Here is a 17090-nt window from a genome sequence, read left to right on the forward strand (position 1 = left end):
GATCAGGCAGCTCCTTCGGTGCTGCGGCCGTTGCCGCGGTACGACTCCCAGGTCCAGCCGAGGGTCCGGCGGGCCATGATCCCGACCGCGTGCCGGCGGTAGCTCGCGGTGCCGCGCACGTCGTCGATCGGGTTGCAGGCGCCCGCGGCGAGCGTGGCGAACTGCTTGGCGACGGACGGCGTGATGATCGCGCGGCTGTCCCAGAACCCGCCCTCCTCGAGCGCGGCGTTCAGGAAGTCCTCGGCCTCCTTCGCCCGTACGGGTGTGGGGGCGGCGGATCCGATTCCGGTGCGGACCGTGCGGGTCTCGGGGTGCAGGGCCAGGCCGAAGGCGCAGACCGCGATGACCATCGCGTTGCGGGTGCCGACCTTGGAGTACTGCTGGGGCCCGTCGGCCTTCTTGATGTGCACGGCCCGGATCAGCTCGTCCGGCTCCAGGGCGTTGCGCTTGACGCCGGTGTAGAAGGCGTCGATGGGGATCAGCCGGGTGCCGCGCACGGACTCGGCCTCCACCTCGGCGCCCGCGGCGAGCAGTGCCGGGTGGGCGTCCCCGGCGGGCGAGGCGGTGCCCAGGTTGCCGCCGACGCCGCCCCGGTTGCGGATCTGCGGCGAGGCGACGGTGTGCGAGGCGAGCGCCAGTCCGGGCAGCTCTGCGCGCAGGTGCTCCATGATGCTGCTGTACGGGACGGAGGCGCCGAGCCGTACGCTCTCCTGGCCCACCTCCCACTCGGACAGCTCACCGATGCGGTTCAGGTCCAGGAGGTACTCGGGCCGCCGGTGGTCGAAGTTGATCTCGACCATCACATCGGTGCCACCCGCGATGGGCACAGCCGTCGGGTGCTCGGCCTTGGCGGCGAGCGCCTCCTCCCAGCTGGCGGGGCGAAGGAAGTCCATGAGTGGCTCTCTTCTTCTCAATCGGGTCGTTCGCTGGGGCCAGGGGACGGCCGGCCGGCCCTCGAAACTTGTTCATGTCTTGTTCACGCGGTGTGTGGCCCAGTACACAAGCCCTGCTCCACCTGGTGCAGTCACCGAAACCATGAAGGAGTTGGCTGGTCCCCGTCCCCGTCTTGTAGATTCGAACGAATGGCGGTGATCGGTTACCTCGCCGCAATACCCAGTTTTCCCCCGCACCAACGAAAGAGATCGGCGGCGACGAGATGCGGCTGCGCGCACTGCTGGAGACCGACGCGCTGGGCCTGCGGCTGCTCGGCGGCGACGAGGAGCTGGACCGCACGGTCCGCGGCGTGATGACGACCGACCTGCGGGACCCCAGCCGCTACCTCACGGGCGGTGAGCTGGTCCTGACCGGTCTGGCCTGGCGCCGGGACGCCGGGGACGCGGAGCCGTTCGTACGGATCCTGGCGGCTGCGGGGGTGGCCGGCCTGGCGGCGGGCGAGGCCGAGCTCGGTGACATCCCGGACGATCTGGTCGAGGCGTGCGCGCAGCACCGGCTGCCGCTCTTCGCCGTCCATGAAACCGTCGCGTTCGCGACGATCACCGAGTACGTGGTCCGCCAGGTGTCCGGCGAGCGGGCGGGCGATCTGGCGGCGGTGGTCGACCGGCACCGGCGGCTGATGACCTCGGGCCCGGCCGGCGGCGGCCCGGACGTCGTCCTCGATCTGCTCGGCTCCGACCTGGACCTTCATGCCTGGGTGCTCTCGCCGACCGGTCGGCAGATCGCGGGCGCCGGTGCCCCGCTGCCGGGGCCGGTGGGCGCCGAGCTGGCCGGGCACCATCTGGCCGCCGTCCGCTCGGGCCGCCGCGCCCCGCACCGGGTCGCGGTCGGCGGGACGGCGTATTCGCTCTTCCCGATCCGGAACAACAGCCGGGGTGCGCTGCCGGCGTCCCGGGACGTCCGGGAGTCCGTGCTCTCCGACTGGCTGCTGGCCGTGGAGGCCGACGCGGGCGACTGGCCGGCCGCCCGGCTGGACCTGCTCCAGGGCGTCACCCAGCTGATCGCGGTCGAACGGGAGCGGCGCGACGCCGCCCGTACGGTGCGCCGCAGGCTCGCCCAGGAGGTCCTGGAGCTGGTCCAGGCGGGCGCCGCGCCGGCCGAGATCGCGGCCCGGCTGCGGGTCGCCGCCCCGGTCCTGCTGCCGGGGCTCGGCACCGCGCCGCACTGGCAGGTGGTGGTGGCCCGGGTCGAGTGGGCCGAGCAGGACGCGCCCGGCGGCGCCGGCTCCGGCATCGCGGGCGGCCCGGTCGCCCAGGCGCTGCTGGAGGAGATCCTCGTGGACCCGGCGGTGACGAGACCCGACTCGGCGGACCGGATCGCCGTCGCCCATACGGGTGACGAGGCCATCGCCCTGGTGCCGCTGCCCGCCGCCCCGGCACCGGCCGACCCGGACCGGGCGGACGGCGAGGCCCCCGCGGAGCAGGCCGTCCCCGGGGAGGACCCCGCGCTGCACGCCGACGCGCTGCTCGCCGCCGTCCGCGCCCCGCTCTCCGCGGGCCTGGCCGACGACGGCCGGCTGACACTGGGTGTCAGCGCCTCCGTGCATTCGCCCGAGGGCCTGCGCGGCGCGCTGGAGGAGGCCCGGCACGCCCGCCGGGTGGCGGCGGCCCGGCCGGGCCGGGTCTGCGCGGCCGGCCACCACGAGCTGGCCTCGCACGTGCTGCTGCTCCCCTTCGTCCCGGACGACGTGCGCCGCGCGTTCACCGCACGGCTGCTCGACCCGCTGCGCGACTACGACCGGCGCCACCGCGCGGAGCTCATCCCGACCCTGGAGGCGTTCCTGGACTGCGACGGTTCCTGGACCCGCTGTGCCTCCCGGCTGCATCTGCACGTCAACACGCTGCGCTACCGGGTCGGGCGAATCGAGCAGTTGACGGGGCGTGACCTTTCGCGCCTGGAGGACAAGCTCGATTTCTTCCTCGCCCTGCGTATGAGCTGATCTCCGGGGCTCCGCGCGGCCGGCGCGCGCTCCGGCCGATTGTGAAAAGTTTCACCTGACATTGCCTCGACCTCTTGGCCCGGCGTGCCATTCCGTGCTGTGATGCGGCCAGACTCAGAGCGTCCGGCCGGGCCGGACACTCTCCACAGCTCGATGGCGCGCTCGGGGAGGGCAATGTGGCGCATACCGCCATGTCTGGTTCCGGAACGACAGCAGATGACGATCCGCCGCTCCAGACAGCGGTATGGCGGCTGCGGTCACGCGCCTGCTGGACGGACGCCGCGGCGCTGCTCGAACACGACGCCGCCACCGATCCGGCGGCGGCACTCCAGCGCACGGCCCTGCTGACCGAGCGCTGTCTCTACACCGGACAGGGCTGGACCGACGCCGAGGACGCGCTGCGCATCGCGGAGGCGATGGCCCACGACGACGCCGAACGCGGGGCGGCGGCGTGCGAGCGGGGCTATCTGGCGTACGCCTCCACCCTGCTCGGGGTACGCGACCGGGCCGACGAGGCCAGGGTGGCGCTGAGCCGCGCCGCGGCCCTGCTCTCCCCCGCCGCACCGGGCCGGCCCCTGCTCGACTTCCGGCGGGGTCTGATCGCGCAGAACATCGCCGACTCGCCACAGGCCGCCCGCGCCGCGTACCGCAGGGCGCACGCCGGGGCCACCACCCAGGGCGACGCGCTGCTGCTCTCCTCCACCTGGCGCCATCTGGCCCTGATCGCGCTGCGCGAGGGCGAGCTGGCCGAGGCCCGGCACGGCTTCGCGGAGTCCTTGCGGATAAGGGAGGAGCTGGGCTATCTGGTCGGTACGGCCCCGGCCCTCATCGCGCTGGCGGACGCCGAGCCGGAGCCCGATGTCGCGACCCGGCTGCGCGCCGAGGCGGGCCGGCTCTTCCGGCTGCTCGGCGGGGTGCCGACCTGGCTGGGTCCGCATCTGGACCCGCCGGCGCCGGAGACGGCCGAGGCGAACTGAGGGCGGACCGCCGGGCCGGGTCCGAGGCGACCCCGGCCCGGCGTCAGCCCGCGGCGCCGGTGAAGTGTTCCCGTACGAGCGACTGCACGACCGCCACGTCCTGGGCGATCAGCGCGTCCAGCAGCGCGGTGTGCTCGGAGGCGTCCGCCAGCAGGTCGGCGCGCCGGGTGACGGGGTTGCTCACCAGCGGCCACTGGGAGCGGCGGTGCAGATCGTCGGCCACCATGACCAGCTGGCTGTTGCCCGCGAGGGCCAGCACCGCCCGGTGGAAGGCGCGGTCGGCCTCCGCGTAGCTGGCCCGGTCGCCGACGGCGGCCGCCGCCACGGTGGCGTCGGCCAGCGGGCGCAGGGCGCACCAGTGGGCCGGCGGGACGGTGCGGGCGAGCCGCAGCATGACGGGGACCTCGATCAGGGCGCGTACCTCGGCCAGCTCCGCCAGCTCGCCGGGGCCGCGCTCGGCGACCCGGAAGCCCCGGTTCGGCACGACCTCGACGGCTCCCTCGACCGCCAGCTGCTGCATCGCCTCGCGCACCGGGGTGGCGGAGACCCCGAAGCGGGCGCCGAGCGCGGGGGCGGAGTAGACCTCGCCCGGGACCAGCTCGCCGTCGACCAGGGCGGCGCGCAGGGCGTCCAGGATCTGGCCGCGCACGGAGTGCCGCTGCACCGGGGCGCGGGGGGCCAGGGGCTCGCTGTGGGTGTGTTCGCCGCGGGCCTGCTCGGGCACCCGCACGGACGGACCGGCGGACGCGTACGGCGCCCGTGCCTCCGCACGCGCTCTGCCCTGCTCCACGGATACCTCCTCGACCGGCGGGGCGCGGCTCGCGCGACGCGCGCCCTGCGTGCACGATAGGCGCAGAAGCCTGCAGTTCAAACATCGATCCGGTCGGGTAAGGTAAGGCTAACCTGCTATCGATCGTGATTCGGTGGTCCCTGCATGACCCTCACCGCCCCGCTTCCCGGTGTGACGGCCTCCCCCGTGGCCGACGCGTACGCGCGCCTGACCGAGGTCTTTCCCGGGCTGCGTGCCGAGGTCCTCGGCGCGGGTGAGCGCGCCCCTCGCGGCGTCGGCTGGGTGGGCGCGCACGAGCTGGCGGCCGGCGGCGCCGCCCTGGACACCTTCCTCGCCTACGACCGCGACCAGGTCCTGCGGGACTACGGGCAGGAGGCCCGGCCCGATGTGATCGCCAGCTTCGGCCTGCACCGCTACGCGTGGCCGGCCTGCCTGCTGGTGACGGTGCCCTGGTTCCTGCACCGCCGGGTGCCGAGGATCCCCGTCGAGGACGTGGCGTTCCAGCGCGCGCTGGGCCATCTGACCGTCCGGGTACGGGAGTTCGCCTGCCTTCCGGGGGATCCGGCGGCCGGGCTGCCGGGCGCGCGGGTGGTGGCGGACGAGGCGGCGCTGCGCGCCGAGGTGCTGGACTCCGTGGCCGGGCACCTGGGCCCGGTGCTCGACGGCTTCGGACCGCGCATGCGGCGCGGCAAGCGGGCGCTGTGGGGCATGGCGACGGACGAGGTCGTCGAGGGCCTCTGGTACATCGCGCATCTGCTGGGCGAGGAGCGGCGCGCGATGACCGAGCTGGAGGAACTCCTGCCGGGCACCACCAAGCCGTACGTCGGCAACGCGGGCTTCCGGGAGCTGACCGGGCCGGACGGCGAGTCGCTGCCGACCCGGGACCGCGCGAGCTGCTGCCTGTTCTACACGCTGCGGCCCGAGGACACCTGCGTCACGTGTCCGCGCACCTGCGACGCGGACCGGGTCCGCAAACTGACGCCCGCCCCCTGATCCGCGCCGCCCACTCCACACCGCCCGCACGGGTGGCGGGAATCGAACGCAACTCCGGTCAGGCTGATGGGAGTTCGACCAGAACGTCGATATCGGCGCGCTCAGCCACCCCATTGGCGTTCTCTTGCCCCGAAACCGCCTGGACGTGAGGGAATCTCCGCCACGATGGCGCCCGAAACGCCCTACGCGACGCAAGGGACCGCGCATGAGACTGACCGACATATCGCTTGACTGGCTGCTTCCGGGCGCCGTGCTGCTCGTGGGGGTCATGGCGGCGGTGGCGGTGGTCGCGCGCGGCAAGCGCGCCTCTGACACATCCGCGGCCGACGACACCTGGGAACGCAGCGAGGAGCGGCGCAGGCGCAAGGAGGCGCTCTACGCCACCGCTTCGTACGTGCTGCTGTTCTGCTGTGCCGCGGTCGCCGCCGCACTCTCCTTCCACGGGCTGGTCGGCTTCGGCCAGCAGAATCTGGGCCTCGCCAACGGCTGGGAGTACCTGGTGCCGTTCGGCCTCGACGGGGCGGCGATGTTCTGCTCCGTCCTGGCGGTGCGGGAGGCCAGCCACGGCGACGCGGCGCTCGGCTCACGCCTGCTGGTGTGGACGTTCGCCGGTGCCGCCGCCTGGTTCAACTGGGTGCACGCTCCGCGCGGCATCGACCACGCGGGCGCCCCGCACTTCTTCGCGGGGATGTCCCTCTCGGCCGCCGTGCTCTTCGACCGGGCCCTGAAGCAGACCCGCAGGGCCGCGCTGCGCGAGCAGGGCCTCGTGCCCCGCCCGCTGCCGCAGATCCGGATCGTCCGCTGGCTGCGGGCGCCCCGGGAGACCTTCGGCGCCTGGTCGCTGATGCTCCTCGAAGGCGTACGCACGCTGGACGAGGCGGTCGACGAGGTACGCGAGGACCGCAGGGAGAAGGAGCAGAACCGTCTCCGCAGAAAGGACCAGGAGAAGCTGGACCGGGCGCACATCAAGGCCCTGAACCGGCAGAACCGGGCCTGGACCCGGGTCGGCCGGGGGGCCGCCCAGATGGACGTCCAGGCCCTGGCCCCCGCGACGGGCTCCGCGCAGTCCGTCGCGGAGCCCGCCATATCCGAGCCGGGTCAACTGCCCCTCAGACCCCGGCCATCCCTGCAAGCCGTGAACGGCCCGGCCTCCACGAGCGTCCCTGAACTGGGCACGACCGACACGAGGGCGGCCGACCTCACGGCCGAGGACGACACCCAGGCCCTGCCCCGGCTCGACTCGCTGGAGCAGAAGCTGAAGGACCTCGAGCAGCAGTTCGGCTGATGTGCCGGCCGGTGGTCGCGCACAGCACGGCCCTGGCGGTCCGACCGGACCGTCAGGGCCGTTCGCCGTCCAGCTCGAACCAGACCATCTTGCCCAGCGCGTGCGCGCTGACCCCCCAGGAGTCGGCGAGGCTCTCCACCAGGACCAGCCCCCGGCCGTGCGTACCGTCGTCGGCGTCCGGTACGTGCGACACGGGGGGCATGCCCTGGACGAAGTCCCGCACCTCCACCCGCAGCCGGCGCGGGGCCACGCTCACCGCGACGACCGCGCCCTCGTCCGTGTGCACCAGGGCGTTGGTCACCAGCTCGCTGAGCAGCAGCTCCGCCACCCGGGCGGGCTCCTCCTTCCAGCGGTACCGCAGTAACTCCCGCACTGCCCCGCGCACTTCGCCGACGGCCGCCAGATCGGCACGGCCCACTCTGCGATGCATCCGGGCCACTTCCTGACGCTCCATCGTCTCCCCCGCCGCCACAGTGAATCGCCCCCTGTCCTCGAAGGTCCTCGAAGGTCCTCACGCAATGCATGCCCCGCCTACGGGCAGTCACGCTTTCGGACCCTCACCAGGAGGGTGATTCGGGTGAGCCTCCGGGCGCCCGTGGTGCGCCGCTCAAGCCCGCTTGTAGTAGTAGCCGTCGCCGGCGGAGGGCCCGACGTTGTGCTGGAGGCCGCTGCCGTTGCGGGTGAAGAAGGACTCGTCGAGGGTGCTGTAGCACATGGGGTTGGAGGCTCCGACCTGCTTGGCGACGCTGATGTTGATGCGGCTGCCGCTGTAGGCCGTGGAGATGACCTTGGCCTCGTACGAACAGGGCGCGATCGGCGATTCGGAGAGCCTGACCACGCCGGACTTGGATATGACGATGGTGCCGGGCCGGCCCACGTTGTACGACTTGCCGTACTTCCAGGTGCCCACGAACGACGCGGGGACCGTGCCGCCGTCGGACGAACCGCCGGTGGAGCCACCGGTGGAGCCGCCCGATGTACTGCTCGAACCCCCGTTGCCCGAACCGCCCGTGGAGCCGCCCGACGTGCTGCTGCCGCCGCCGCTGGACGAACCGCCGGAGCCGGAGCCCCCGCCGGTGGACGTGGAGCCGCCGCCCCCGCCGCTCGCGGAGCCCGAACCGCCGCCCCCGGCCGGAGATTTCCTGCCGTCCTCGCCCTTCTGCCCGTCCCTGCCGTCCTTCCCGTCCTCGCCCCTCTCGCCGCCCTTGTCCTTGGTCTTGTCCTTGCCCTTGCCCTTTCCCTTGGCCTCGCTCTCGGACGCCTGGGGGGTCTTGTCGCCCTGGGCGGGGGTGCCGTCCGGTGACGCCGGGCCGGGCGTGCCAGGTCCGCTGCTCGACGGCGGGGCCGCGTGGCTGCCGCTGTCACCGCTGAACGGCTGGAGCACCGCCAGGGTGCCGCCGCCCCCGGCCAGGACCAGGACCAACGGGACGGAGACGACCAAGCGCCGGCGGCGCGCCTCCCGCTCGGCCTTCGGCTTCGGCTCCGGTTCCGGCCTCGGCTCCGGTTCCGGTTCCGGCGTCGGCTTCGCCGAGGTCACCGCGCCGGCGGGCAGGGCCGAGGAAGCATCCGCCGCAGGCCGGAGCCCGAGCGTGGCCCGGTCGGGGCCCTCCTGCCGTACGGGCGCGGCCTCCGCGTCCAGGAGCCGCGCCGACTGCCGTGCGAGGTGGGCCACCACCCCCGCCGGCAGCCAGGACGCCGCCGCCTCGGGCCCCTTCCGGCCGGACTCGGCCAACAGCTCGTCCACACCCGGGCGTTCGGCGGCAGACTTGGTCAGCAGCCGGCCGATCAGGGCGTGCAGGCGCTCGTCACGGACCGCCGAGAGATCGGGCTCGGCCTCGACGATGTGGTACATCACCGCGTGCTGGTTGCTCACCCCGTTGCCGAAGGGGAGCGTGCCGGTCGCCGCGTACGTCAGCACACAGCCGAGGGTGAACACATCGCTCTTGGGGCCCGCGCTCTCGCCCCGGATCTGCTCCGGGGCCATGAAGCCGGGTGAGCCGATCACCATCCCCGTGCTGGTGAGCAGGGACTCGACGGAGGTCTCGACGCCCCGGGCGATGCCGAAGTCGATGACCTTGGGGCCCTCGACCGTGACCATCACGTTCGACGGCTTGAGGTCGCGGTGGACGATGCCGGCCGCGTGGATGTCCTTGAGCGCGCGCAGCAGCCCGTCCGCGAGGGCGAGCACCGCGTCGGCGGTGAGCGCGCCGTGGCCGCGCACGATCTGCTCCAGGGAGAGGCCCGGGACATAGCCGGTGGCCACCCACGGGTACTCCTCGTCGGGCGCCGCGTCCAGCACGGGCGCGGTGTAGCGCTCGTCGACCCGCCGCGCCGCCTCGACCTCGCGGCGGAAGCGGGCACGGAACTGGGGATCGGCGACATGCTCCGTGTGCACCACCTTGACCGCGACCGTGCGCCCGCCCTCGGAGCGGGCGAGGTAGACGCGGCCCATGCCGCCCGCGCCGAGCCGGCCGAGCAGCAGATAAGGGCCCACCCGGGCCGGGTCGTTCGCGGTCAGGGGTGTGATGCCGCCGTCAAGGTTGTCCTCACTGCCCTCGTGGTCCCCGTCGTGCACGCTGGTCATGATCGAGCGCTCCCCCGTGTGTTCCGCACCGCGGCCGCCCGGGGCCGCATCCGCCGTTCGAAATCTGCTTGGTCTAGCGCGACTTGGCGCAACGGATGTTCAGTCTGGAGCACGACGCGCACGTATTGGAACTAGTTTTGGAAACAATTCCGGAAACATCTTTTACGCTGTTCCCGGCGGCGCCACGAGGGGCCGCCGCATCCGGGAGCGAGGACGGCACCGATGAGTCCGAAGCAGCAGCGCGGCGAGGCCACCGCCGCACAGGTCCTCGACTGCGCGCTGGACATCTACGCCGCCCACGGCGAGGCGGGGCTCACCCTGGGAGCGCTCACCTCGGCCAGCGGGGTCAGTACCGGGAGCATCTACCACCACTTCGGCAGCCTGCACGGCGTGCTGGTCGCGCTCGCGCAGTCCTGGCTGGGCCGCCTCCTGGACGAACTGGCCGGGGAGCTGCGGCGGGCGGACGACGCCCGCACCGGCGTGCTCGCCGTGGCCCGGGCCCATCTCCACTTCGTGCGGGACCATCCGGACGGGGCCCGGCTCATGCACTCCGTGACCATGAACCGCGAGACCACCGTGCACGCCCACCGGATCCGGGGCGCGCAGGAGGCCCGGCTGGCACCGCTGGCCGCCTGGCTGCACGCCCATCAGGAGTCGGGCCGGCTCGCCCCCCTGCCGCTGCCCGTCCTGGAGTCACTGATCCTGGGTCCGGTGACGGCGGTCGCGCGCCGCTGGCTGTCCGTCGGCGACATCGACATCGAGGAGGCGGCGCGTACGGTGCCGGAACGGATCTGGCGCTCCGTCAGTCCGTGAACGGCGTGTTTACCGTCTCCCCGGTTAACTCCCGAAAAATTCACCCGGGTTGGCGTTGACGGGACCACATCTACGCGCGTCATCATGGTGGACATGCGAATCCCCCCACGGATCACCACGCTCGGCGGCGTCGCCGCCCTCCTGTCCGTCCTCTTCGTCGGCGGCCCCGTCGCGGCGACCGCGACCGCCGCCACCACCTCGGTCGGCAGCATCTGCTACTCGGCCCTTCCCTCCCAGGCGCACGACACCCTCGATCTCATCGAGGCGGGCGGCCCCTTCCCGTACGACCAGGACGGCGTCGTCTTCCAGAACCGCGAAGGCGTGCTGCCCGGCCAGAGCACCGGCTACTACCACGAGTACACCGTGATCACCCCAGGCTCCCCGACGCGCGGCGCGCGGCGGATCGTCACGGGCGAGCGCAGCCAGGAGGACTACTACACCGCCGACCACTACGAGACGTTCGACCTCGTCGACTACGGCTGCTGATCACTCCTCCGGTCCGGTCCGCGCCGTAGTCCCCCACCTGCGGCGCGGATCCACGGACGGGAGCGGCTTGTACGCTGCCCCCATGACCGTGACCTATGTGATCAACGGCTCCGAGGTCACCGGCCTGGAGCGGTTCTGGGACCTGATCGGCGAGGCGGTGAACGGGCCGGGCGGCAGCTTCGGCCGCAATCTCGACGCCTTCGCGGACTGTCTGAGCGGCGGGATGGGCACGCCGGACGACAACGACTTCGTGATCGAGTGGCGCGACCACGCCCGCTCGGCGCGCGCCCTGGGCCACGAGGAGACCGCCCGCCATCTGCGCCGGCTCACCGCCCGGGCCCATCCGGACAACCTGCCCCCGCTCCGCGAGCGGATCGCGCGGGCGGAGCAGGGACGGGGTCCGACGCTCTTCGACGAACTGGTGGACATCATCCAGGAGCGGCTGGGACCCGGCCGGCTGCTGCTGAGCTGAGCGGCACGGGCGCGGCGGTCCCGCACCCGTGCCGCCCCTTGGCGGTCAGTACCGCGTGGAGACCTTCACCCCGTCGAAGCCCTGCACGGCGTAGAGGCTGATGTAGTGGGCGCCCGCGGCCGGCCGGTCGACGGTCAGCGTGTGGCTGTTCCCGGGGCCGGTCGCCCGGGTTGTGTACGAACCGGTGGTGGCCCAGCCCCGCGCGTCGTAGTACAGGTCGGCGTCACCGGTGCCGCCGCTGGTGGTGATCGTCAACTGGGCGGTGCCGGCGGGCACATAGAGGTAGAGGTAGGAGTGGTCGCCCCGGGCGGCGTGCTGTCCGGCGCGGGTGCAGTCCTGGCCGAGCTCACGGGCGTCGGCCGCGGTGCACTCGGGGGACGAGTCGTCCGGCGGGCCGGTGGTGGTCCCGCAGTCGCCGGCCGCGCAGGCCGTCAGCCAGGTGTTCCAGTCGGCGTCGTAGCGGCTGCCGATGGTGGAGGTGAGCAGCGTGCGGGCGCCGTTCCAGTCGCCTGCGCGGTAGCGGCCCAGGAGCGTGTCCACGTCGGCGCGGTGCGACTGGAGCATGTAACGGACGGCCAGGTAGCCCCAGTTGTATACGCGGGTCTGGTCGGCGTTCTCGTAGGTGGTGTCGAACAGGGTGCGCAGGGTGTAGGTGTGCGCGGCGGCCTGGGTGACGGCGTCGTCGTAGGTGACGTCGCGGTAGGAGTAGGAGACGAACTCCGCGAAGCCCTCGACCCACCAGATGGTCGGGGTGGTGACCCCGGCCTCGAAGTCGCCGGCCATGTCGAACCGGCCGTCGAGGTAGTGCGTGTACTCGTGGTTGAGGTTCCAGATCTGGAAGTCGGGCCGGAGCCATTCGGCCTCGTAGGCGATGAACCTCGGCTGGTTGCCGGCCGCCGACGGGTCGCCCTCCAGGTACATCCCGCCGTTGTCCGTGTCGATTCCGTAGATGGCGCCGGCGTAGGTCTGGTAGTCGGTGCTGGAGTCGAAGACGACGACCTCGATGGTGGTGTTGTGGTCGTCGGCGACCGGTCCGCTGTCGCGGGCCACCTCGTGGAAGTAGGCGTCCTGGCCCTTGAGGCTGGTGCAGGCCTTGGTGAGGTCGGCGGAGGTCATCTGCTGGGCGAGGATGCGGATGCTGTCGCTGCAGGTGTACGCGACGGGGAGCACGGCGCTCTTGATCCGCTCGGCGAGGTCGCAGGTGCCGTACGAGGAGCAGCCGGCCCGGTCGTAGGAGTCGGTCATCTCGGCGAGCCCGACCCAGAGCGGGGCGGTCGGGCCGGTCAGGGAGCTGCGGCCGAGCAGATCGATGACCAGTGGGCGGGCCTTGGGCCGCAGCGACTCCTCCTGGAGGAAGCGCCCGAGCTCGCGGCCCGCGTTGGAGGCCAGGTACGACCGGTCCGTCCCCAGCAGGTCGAGGTGGTCGCGGGCGAAGCCGGCGAGCGCGTCGAGGAGGCTGGGATCGGCCTCGACGGCCTGGACGAACTCGGGCACCTGGTGGCCCCGGAAGGTCACGGTGTAGACGTTGTTGACGGCGTTGAGCATGTACCAGGAGCTGTTGTACGAGGAGTCGTAGCCGGCCAGCAGCCGCTTCACGACGTACAGATAGCGGGCGTTCTGCTCGGCGCTGTCGATGAGGACGACGGCCTCGGCCAGGGTCTCGCCGTTGGCGTCGGTGACGTCGCGGGAGTGCGCGGAGGCGAAGAAGGCGTCCAGCGCGCCCTGGACGGCGGTGCGCAGCGGCGCTCCGTACGCGCCGACCGTGCCGGGGTCGTAGTACTGAACGTAGTAGCCGGCCCGCAGGAAGAGCACGAGCTGCGGCATGCCGGTGCTGCTGTCGCCCGGGTAGGCGGCGGAGCCGTCGCGCAGGGCGTTGGCGACGGTGACCATCTGGGCCTCGCGGAAGGCGAGGTAGCCGTCGTTGCCCTTGACGCCGAACAGGGTGTTGACGCAGTCGGTCGTCGACGACGTGATCTGCTGGACGAGGGCGCCGCCGGTGCGGCTGGTGAAGTCGGCCACGGAGCACGCGTCCGTCCGCGCACCGGCGCGGACCTTCCTCATCGAGGGGGCCGGGTGGCTCGGGGCGGCGGCGCGCGGGTCGTCGTAGTCGCGCTTCAGCGCGTCCTTGGAGGCGGACTGCGGGGCCCGTTCGGCAGGCGTCAGCGAGGCGTCGGCCACGTGTCCGGCGTCCTGGACGGGGGCGGTGGGGGACTGCGCGGCGGGGCCGCCCGGCTCCTCGGGTGCGGCCGGGCCGGCGGACGCGTGCGCTGCGGCGTCCGCGCTCGCGGGGGTGGCGGGCCGGGGCTCGGCGGCCCGGCTCGGTGCGGCGAGCATGCCGACACCCAGACAGGCCGCCAGGACCGCGGTGGATATCCCGGTGAATCTCTGTCGAACCGTTCGGTTCTTCACGTGCCGCCTCCCAGCGGTGTGGGGCCGCGCGACCGGCGCGGCGTGGGGGATGGCGCGGGCGGGGACGGGGGATGACGCGGAGTCATTTATGACATGAGCACGACCTCACTCGCGACCGTCTGTACAATGGCACATGTCACATGTTCTTCGGAAGGCGCTGTGCGCACATTCGTCCGCGCGCCAACTCCCGTTCCCGGCAACCTGCTTACGGGCGTTGCCGCTTCAGCCCGAGGAGTTCCGCCCCGTGACCGAGCCCTCTGTCCCCCTGTGCACCAGCAGCCATGACCTGCCGGTGTCCCCGGCCCTGGAAGCCTTCATCCGCGCCGCATGGGCGCACTCCCCGCTGCCGGAGGGCAGTCGAACGGCTCGTCATCCCGGCGGGCGTTCCGGCCGTCCGGTCCGACGACACCGACCACCGCTTCCGCCCGCACACCGGGTACGCCTGGCTGACCGGCCTCACCGGTGAGGACCAGGCCGGCCATGTGCCGGTCCTGGGGCCGGACGGGGACGCACGCCACGAAGCGGTCCTGTATCCGCGTCCGCGCTCCCCGCACCCCGCACCCCGCACCCCGGACGGCGTCGAGGACTGGATGGCGGGCCCGCTGGAGCGCTGAGCGGGCGGGGACGGGGGCGGCGCCGGTCAGACCGGCTCGGCCGGGGCCGCCTGCGCCTCCGGGCCGCGCTGATCGGGCACGCCGCCCTGCCTGCCGTCGGCCCACAGCGACCTGACGTGCGACATATGGGCCAGCATGCAGGCCTCGGCCCCCTCGGCGTCACCCGCCACCACCAGGTCCAGCAACTGCACGTGCTCCTCGGCCGAGGCAGTCAACTGACCCGACTCCGCAAGCCGGTTGAGGCCGAAGAGCCGGGACCGCTTGCGCAGCTCGCCGACCTCCTCGACCAGTCGGCGGTTGCCCGCCAGCGCCAGCAGGGCGAGGTGGAAGCGCCGGTCCGCCTCCAGATAGCCCAGGATGTCGAGCCGCCGCGCGGCCTCGACGATCTCCAGCGCGACGGGCCGCAGCGCCTCCAGCTCTACGGTGAGACTCATCCGCGCGATCCGGCCGACCGTGGGGACCTCGATCATGGCGCGGAGTTCGGTGAAGTCGTCGAGGTCCTGCTCGGTGAGCTCGGTGATGCGGAAGCCCTTGTTGCGGACGGCCTCGACCAGTCCCTCCCGGGCCAGATCGAGCATCGCCTCACGGACGGGAGTCGCGGAGACCCCGAACTCCGAGGCCAGGGCGGGCGCCGAGTAGACGGTGCCGGGCCTCAGCTCACCGGAGATCAGGGCCGCCCGCAGCGCGTGCGCCACCTGGTCGCGCAGATGCTCCTGCGCCGAGATCACATTGAGCGACGTCAGGCGGGCCATGTCTGTTCCTCCAGCACCGTACGGGGCCCCAGAATACAATGTGACGTTGCGCGCGGACCCGGGAGATTCAGAGCAGGAACCCCTCCGGAAAGGGGTCGGCCGGGTCGAGGAAGTACTGCGCGGTGCCGGTGATCCAGGCGCGTCCGGTGACGGTGGGCACGACGGCGGGCAGCGTACCCACGGTGGTCTCGGCGACGAGCCGGCCGGTGAACCGCGTCCCGATGAAGGACTCGTTGACGAAGTCGGATTCCAGGGGCAGTTCGCCCCGCGCGTGCAGCTGGGCCATGCGCGCGGAGGTGCCCGTGCCGCAGGGCGAACGGTCGAACCAGCCGGGGTGGATGGCCATCGCGTGCCGGGAGTGGGCCGCGTCGGAGCCGGCGGCGATCAGCTGGACGTGCTTGAGGCCGTGGATGTCCGGGTCGAGCGGATGCACCGGCCGGTCGGCCGCGTTGACCGCGTCCATCAGCGCGAGCCCCGCCGCCAGCAGCTCGTCCTTGCGGGAGCGGTCGAACGGCAGCCCGATGTCGTCCAGTCGGACCATGGCGTAGAAGTTCCCGCCGTAGGCCAGGTCGTACGGCACGGTGCCGAGGCCGGGGACCTTCACGGTCAGGCCCAGGCCCGCGCTGAAGGCGGGGACATTGGTCAGGGTGACGGAGGCGGCGGCGCCGTCCTCGACCCGGACCTCGGCGGTGACAAGACCCGCCGGGGTGTCCAGCCGCACGGTGGTGACCGGTTCGGTGACCGTCACCATGCCCGTCTCGACCAGGACGGTGGCCACCCCGATGGTGCCGTGCCCGCACATCGGCAGACAGCCGGAGACCTCCATGAACAGGACGCCGAAGTCCGCGTCGGGGCGCGTCGGCGGCTGGAGCACGGCCCCGCTCATGGCGGCGTGGCCGCGCGGCTCGTACATCAGCAGGGTGCGTACGGCGTCCCGGTGCGCCATGAAGTGGGTGCGTCGCTCGGCCATGGTGGCACCGGGCAGAGTGCCGATCCCGCCGGTGATCACCCGGGTCGGCATGCCCTCGGTGTGCGAGTCGACGGCGTGGAAGATGTGGCGGCTGCGCAAGTGTCCCCCTCGGATTCGGTTCGCGGGCGCTGCGGTCGGTTCAGTCGAGGCCCTCGGCCCGGGCCTTCTCGGTGGCGGCGCGCACGGCGGCAAGGGCCTCGGCGTCCAGCGGCAGCCGGGGCGGCCGGGCGGGGCCGCCGTGCCGGCCGACGATGTCCATCGACGCCTTGATCGCCTGGACGAACTCCGGCTTGGAGTCCCAGCGCAGCAGCGGGTGCAGCCGCCGGTACAGCGGCACGGCCGTCGCCAGGTCCCCTGCCGCGGCGGCCCGGTAGAGCGCGACACAGCCGGCCGGCAGCATGTTGGGGCAGCCGGCGATCCAGCCGACCGCCCCGGCCAGGGCGAGTTCGAGCAGGACGTCGTCGGCCCCGACGAGGAGGTCGAGCCCGGGCGCCTCCTCGGCGATCTCGTACGCCCTGCGCACATCCCCGCTGAACTCCTTGACGGCCACCACGGAACCCTCGGCGTGGAGCTGGGCGAGCAGCCTCGGCGTCAGGTCCACCTTGGTGTCGTAGGGGTTGTTGTACGCGACGACGGGCAGGCCCGCGGCGGCGACCTCCGCGTAGTGGGCCCGGACCGCCGCGTCCTCGCAGCGGTACCCGTTGGGCGGCAGCAGCAGGACGGAGCCGGCGCCCGCCTCGGCTGCCTCCTCGGCCCGGCGCCGCGACTGGGCGCTGTCGTACGAGGAGACCCCGGGCATCACGCGGGCCCCGTCGCCCGCCGCCTCGACGGCGACCCGCACGATCTCGACGCGCTCCCGGTCGCTGAGGGTCTGGTACTCCCCGAGCGAGCCGTTGGGCACCACTCCGTCGCAGCCCGCGTCGACGAGGTCGCGGACGTGAGCGGCGTACGCGTCGTAGTCGATGGACCGGTCCTCGCGCAGGGTGAGCGGGGTGGCCACCATGACGCCCCGCCAGGGGCTGGTGCGTGCGGGGGCGTTGGCCGTCATACGG

The 17090-nt window shown here is 72.8% G+C and carries 15 protein-coding genes and 1 pseudogene; 8 read left to right on the forward strand and 8 right to left on the reverse strand.

Annotated elements, in window-relative coordinates:
• Positions 1-2 precede the first annotated feature (2 nt).
• Positions 3-893, reverse strand: coding sequence for an FAD binding domain-containing protein (locus RLT58_RS06625; RefSeq protein ID WP_311309460.1), 891 nt, complete (start codon positions 891-893; stop codon positions 3-5).
• 263 nt (positions 894-1156) lie between these two features.
• On the opposite strand from RLT58_RS06625, the gene RLT58_RS06630 reads away from it, so the two are divergent.
• Both RLT58_RS06630 and RLT58_RS06635 read left to right on the forward strand, forming a co-directional pair.
• Positions 1157-2893, forward strand: coding sequence for a PucR family transcriptional regulator ligand-binding domain-containing protein (locus RLT58_RS06630; protein ID WP_311309461.1), 1737 nt, complete (start codon positions 1157-1159; stop codon positions 2891-2893).
• Between the two features lie 191 nt (positions 2894-3084).
• Complete coding sequence (locus tag RLT58_RS06635; RefSeq protein WP_311309462.1) at positions 3085-3870, forward strand: hypothetical protein; 786 nt, start codon at positions 3085-3087, stop codon at positions 3868-3870.
• A 43-nt stretch (positions 3871-3913) separates the two neighbouring features.
• On the opposite strand, the gene RLT58_RS06640 is transcribed toward RLT58_RS06635, so the two are convergent.
• Complete coding sequence (locus tag RLT58_RS06640) at positions 3914-4660, reverse strand: GntR family transcriptional regulator (RefSeq protein ID WP_311309463.1); 747 nt, start codon at positions 4658-4660, stop codon at positions 3914-3916.
• 144 nt (positions 4661-4804) lie between these two features.
• Between RLT58_RS06640 and RLT58_RS06645 the strand changes: the two genes are divergently transcribed.
• Positions 4805-5653, forward strand: coding sequence for a (2Fe-2S)-binding protein (locus RLT58_RS06645; RefSeq protein ID WP_311309464.1), 849 nt, complete (start codon positions 4805-4807; stop codon positions 5651-5653).
• Between the two features lie 205 nt (positions 5654-5858).
• On the forward strand, positions 5859-6938 hold the full coding sequence (locus RLT58_RS06650) for a DUF2637 domain-containing protein (protein ID WP_311309465.1): 1080 nt from the start codon (positions 5859-5861) through the stop codon (positions 6936-6938).
• Between the two features lie 52 nt (positions 6939-6990).
• Here RLT58_RS06650 and RLT58_RS06655 read toward each other — a convergent pair whose 3' ends face one another.
• Together RLT58_RS06655 and RLT58_RS06660 are read right to left on the reverse strand one after the other, a co-directional pair.
• Positions 6991-7356 (reverse strand): ATP-binding protein, encoded by a 366-nt coding sequence (locus RLT58_RS06655; RefSeq protein WP_311314428.1) that lies wholly within the window; start codon positions 7354-7356, stop codon positions 6991-6993.
• Between the two features lie 189 nt (positions 7357-7545).
• On the reverse strand, positions 7546-9522 hold the full coding sequence (locus RLT58_RS06660) for a serine/threonine-protein kinase (protein WP_311309466.1): 1977 nt from the start codon (positions 9520-9522) through the stop codon (positions 7546-7548).
• A 222-nt stretch (positions 9523-9744) separates the two neighbouring features.
• On the opposite strand from RLT58_RS06660, the gene RLT58_RS06665 reads away from it, so the two are divergent.
• The 3 genes from RLT58_RS06665 to RLT58_RS06675 all read left to right on the forward strand — a co-directional run bounded on the left by RLT58_RS06665 (position 9745) and on the right by RLT58_RS06675 (position 11293).
• Complete coding sequence (locus RLT58_RS06665) at positions 9745-10335, forward strand: TetR/AcrR family transcriptional regulator (protein ID WP_311309467.1); 591 nt, start codon at positions 9745-9747, stop codon at positions 10333-10335.
• Positions 10336-10428: 93 nt separating this feature from the next.
• Entirely contained in the window at positions 10429-10821 is a 393-nt protein-coding gene (locus RLT58_RS06670; RefSeq protein ID WP_311309468.1) for a guanyl-specific ribonuclease, read from the forward strand.
• 82 nt (positions 10822-10903) lie between these two features.
• Positions 10904-11293: a barstar family protein gene (locus RLT58_RS06675; RefSeq protein ID WP_311309469.1), complete on the forward strand. Its 390-nt coding sequence runs from the start codon at positions 10904-10906 to the stop codon at positions 11291-11293.
• A gap of 45 nt (positions 11294-11338) precedes the next feature.
• Here RLT58_RS06675 and RLT58_RS06680 read toward each other — a convergent pair whose 3' ends face one another.
• Positions 11339-13702 carry a M9 family metallopeptidase gene (locus RLT58_RS06680; RefSeq protein WP_311309470.1) on the reverse strand — a complete coding sequence of 788 codons (2364 nt, stop codon included), beginning with the start codon at positions 13700-13702 and terminating at the stop codon, positions 11339-11341.
• Between the two features lie 244 nt (positions 13703-13946).
• Between RLT58_RS06680 and RLT58_RS06685 the strand changes: the two are divergent.
• Positions 13947-14250 (forward strand): annotated as a pseudogene (locus tag RLT58_RS06685) (aminopeptidase P N-terminal domain-containing protein); the annotation flags it as partial.
• A 92-nt stretch (positions 14251-14342) separates the two neighbouring features.
• On the opposite strand, the gene RLT58_RS06690 reads toward RLT58_RS06685, so the two are convergent.
• The 3 genes from RLT58_RS06690 to RLT58_RS06700 all read right to left on the reverse strand — a co-directional run bounded on the left by RLT58_RS06690 (position 14343) and on the right by RLT58_RS06700 (position 17086).
• Positions 14343-15068: a GntR family transcriptional regulator gene (locus RLT58_RS06690; protein ID WP_311309471.1), complete on the reverse strand. Its 726-nt coding sequence runs from the start codon at positions 15066-15068 to the stop codon at positions 14343-14345.
• Between the two features lie 67 nt (positions 15069-15135).
• On the reverse strand, positions 15136-16137 hold the full coding sequence (locus RLT58_RS06695; RefSeq protein ID WP_311309472.1) for a proline racemase family protein: 1002 nt from the start codon (positions 16135-16137) through the stop codon (positions 15136-15138).
• Positions 16138-16177: 40 nt separating this feature from the next.
• Positions 16178-17086 carry a dihydrodipicolinate synthase family protein gene (locus RLT58_RS06700; RefSeq protein ID WP_311309473.1) on the reverse strand — a complete coding sequence of 303 codons (909 nt, stop codon included), beginning with the start codon at positions 17084-17086 and terminating at the stop codon, positions 16178-16180.
• Between the last annotated feature and the right edge of the window lie 4 nt (positions 17087-17090).

Source organism: Streptomyces sp. ITFR-16, assembly GCF_031844705.1.
Classification (GTDB): Bacteria; Actinomycetota; Actinomycetes; order Streptomycetales; family Streptomycetaceae; genus Streptomyces.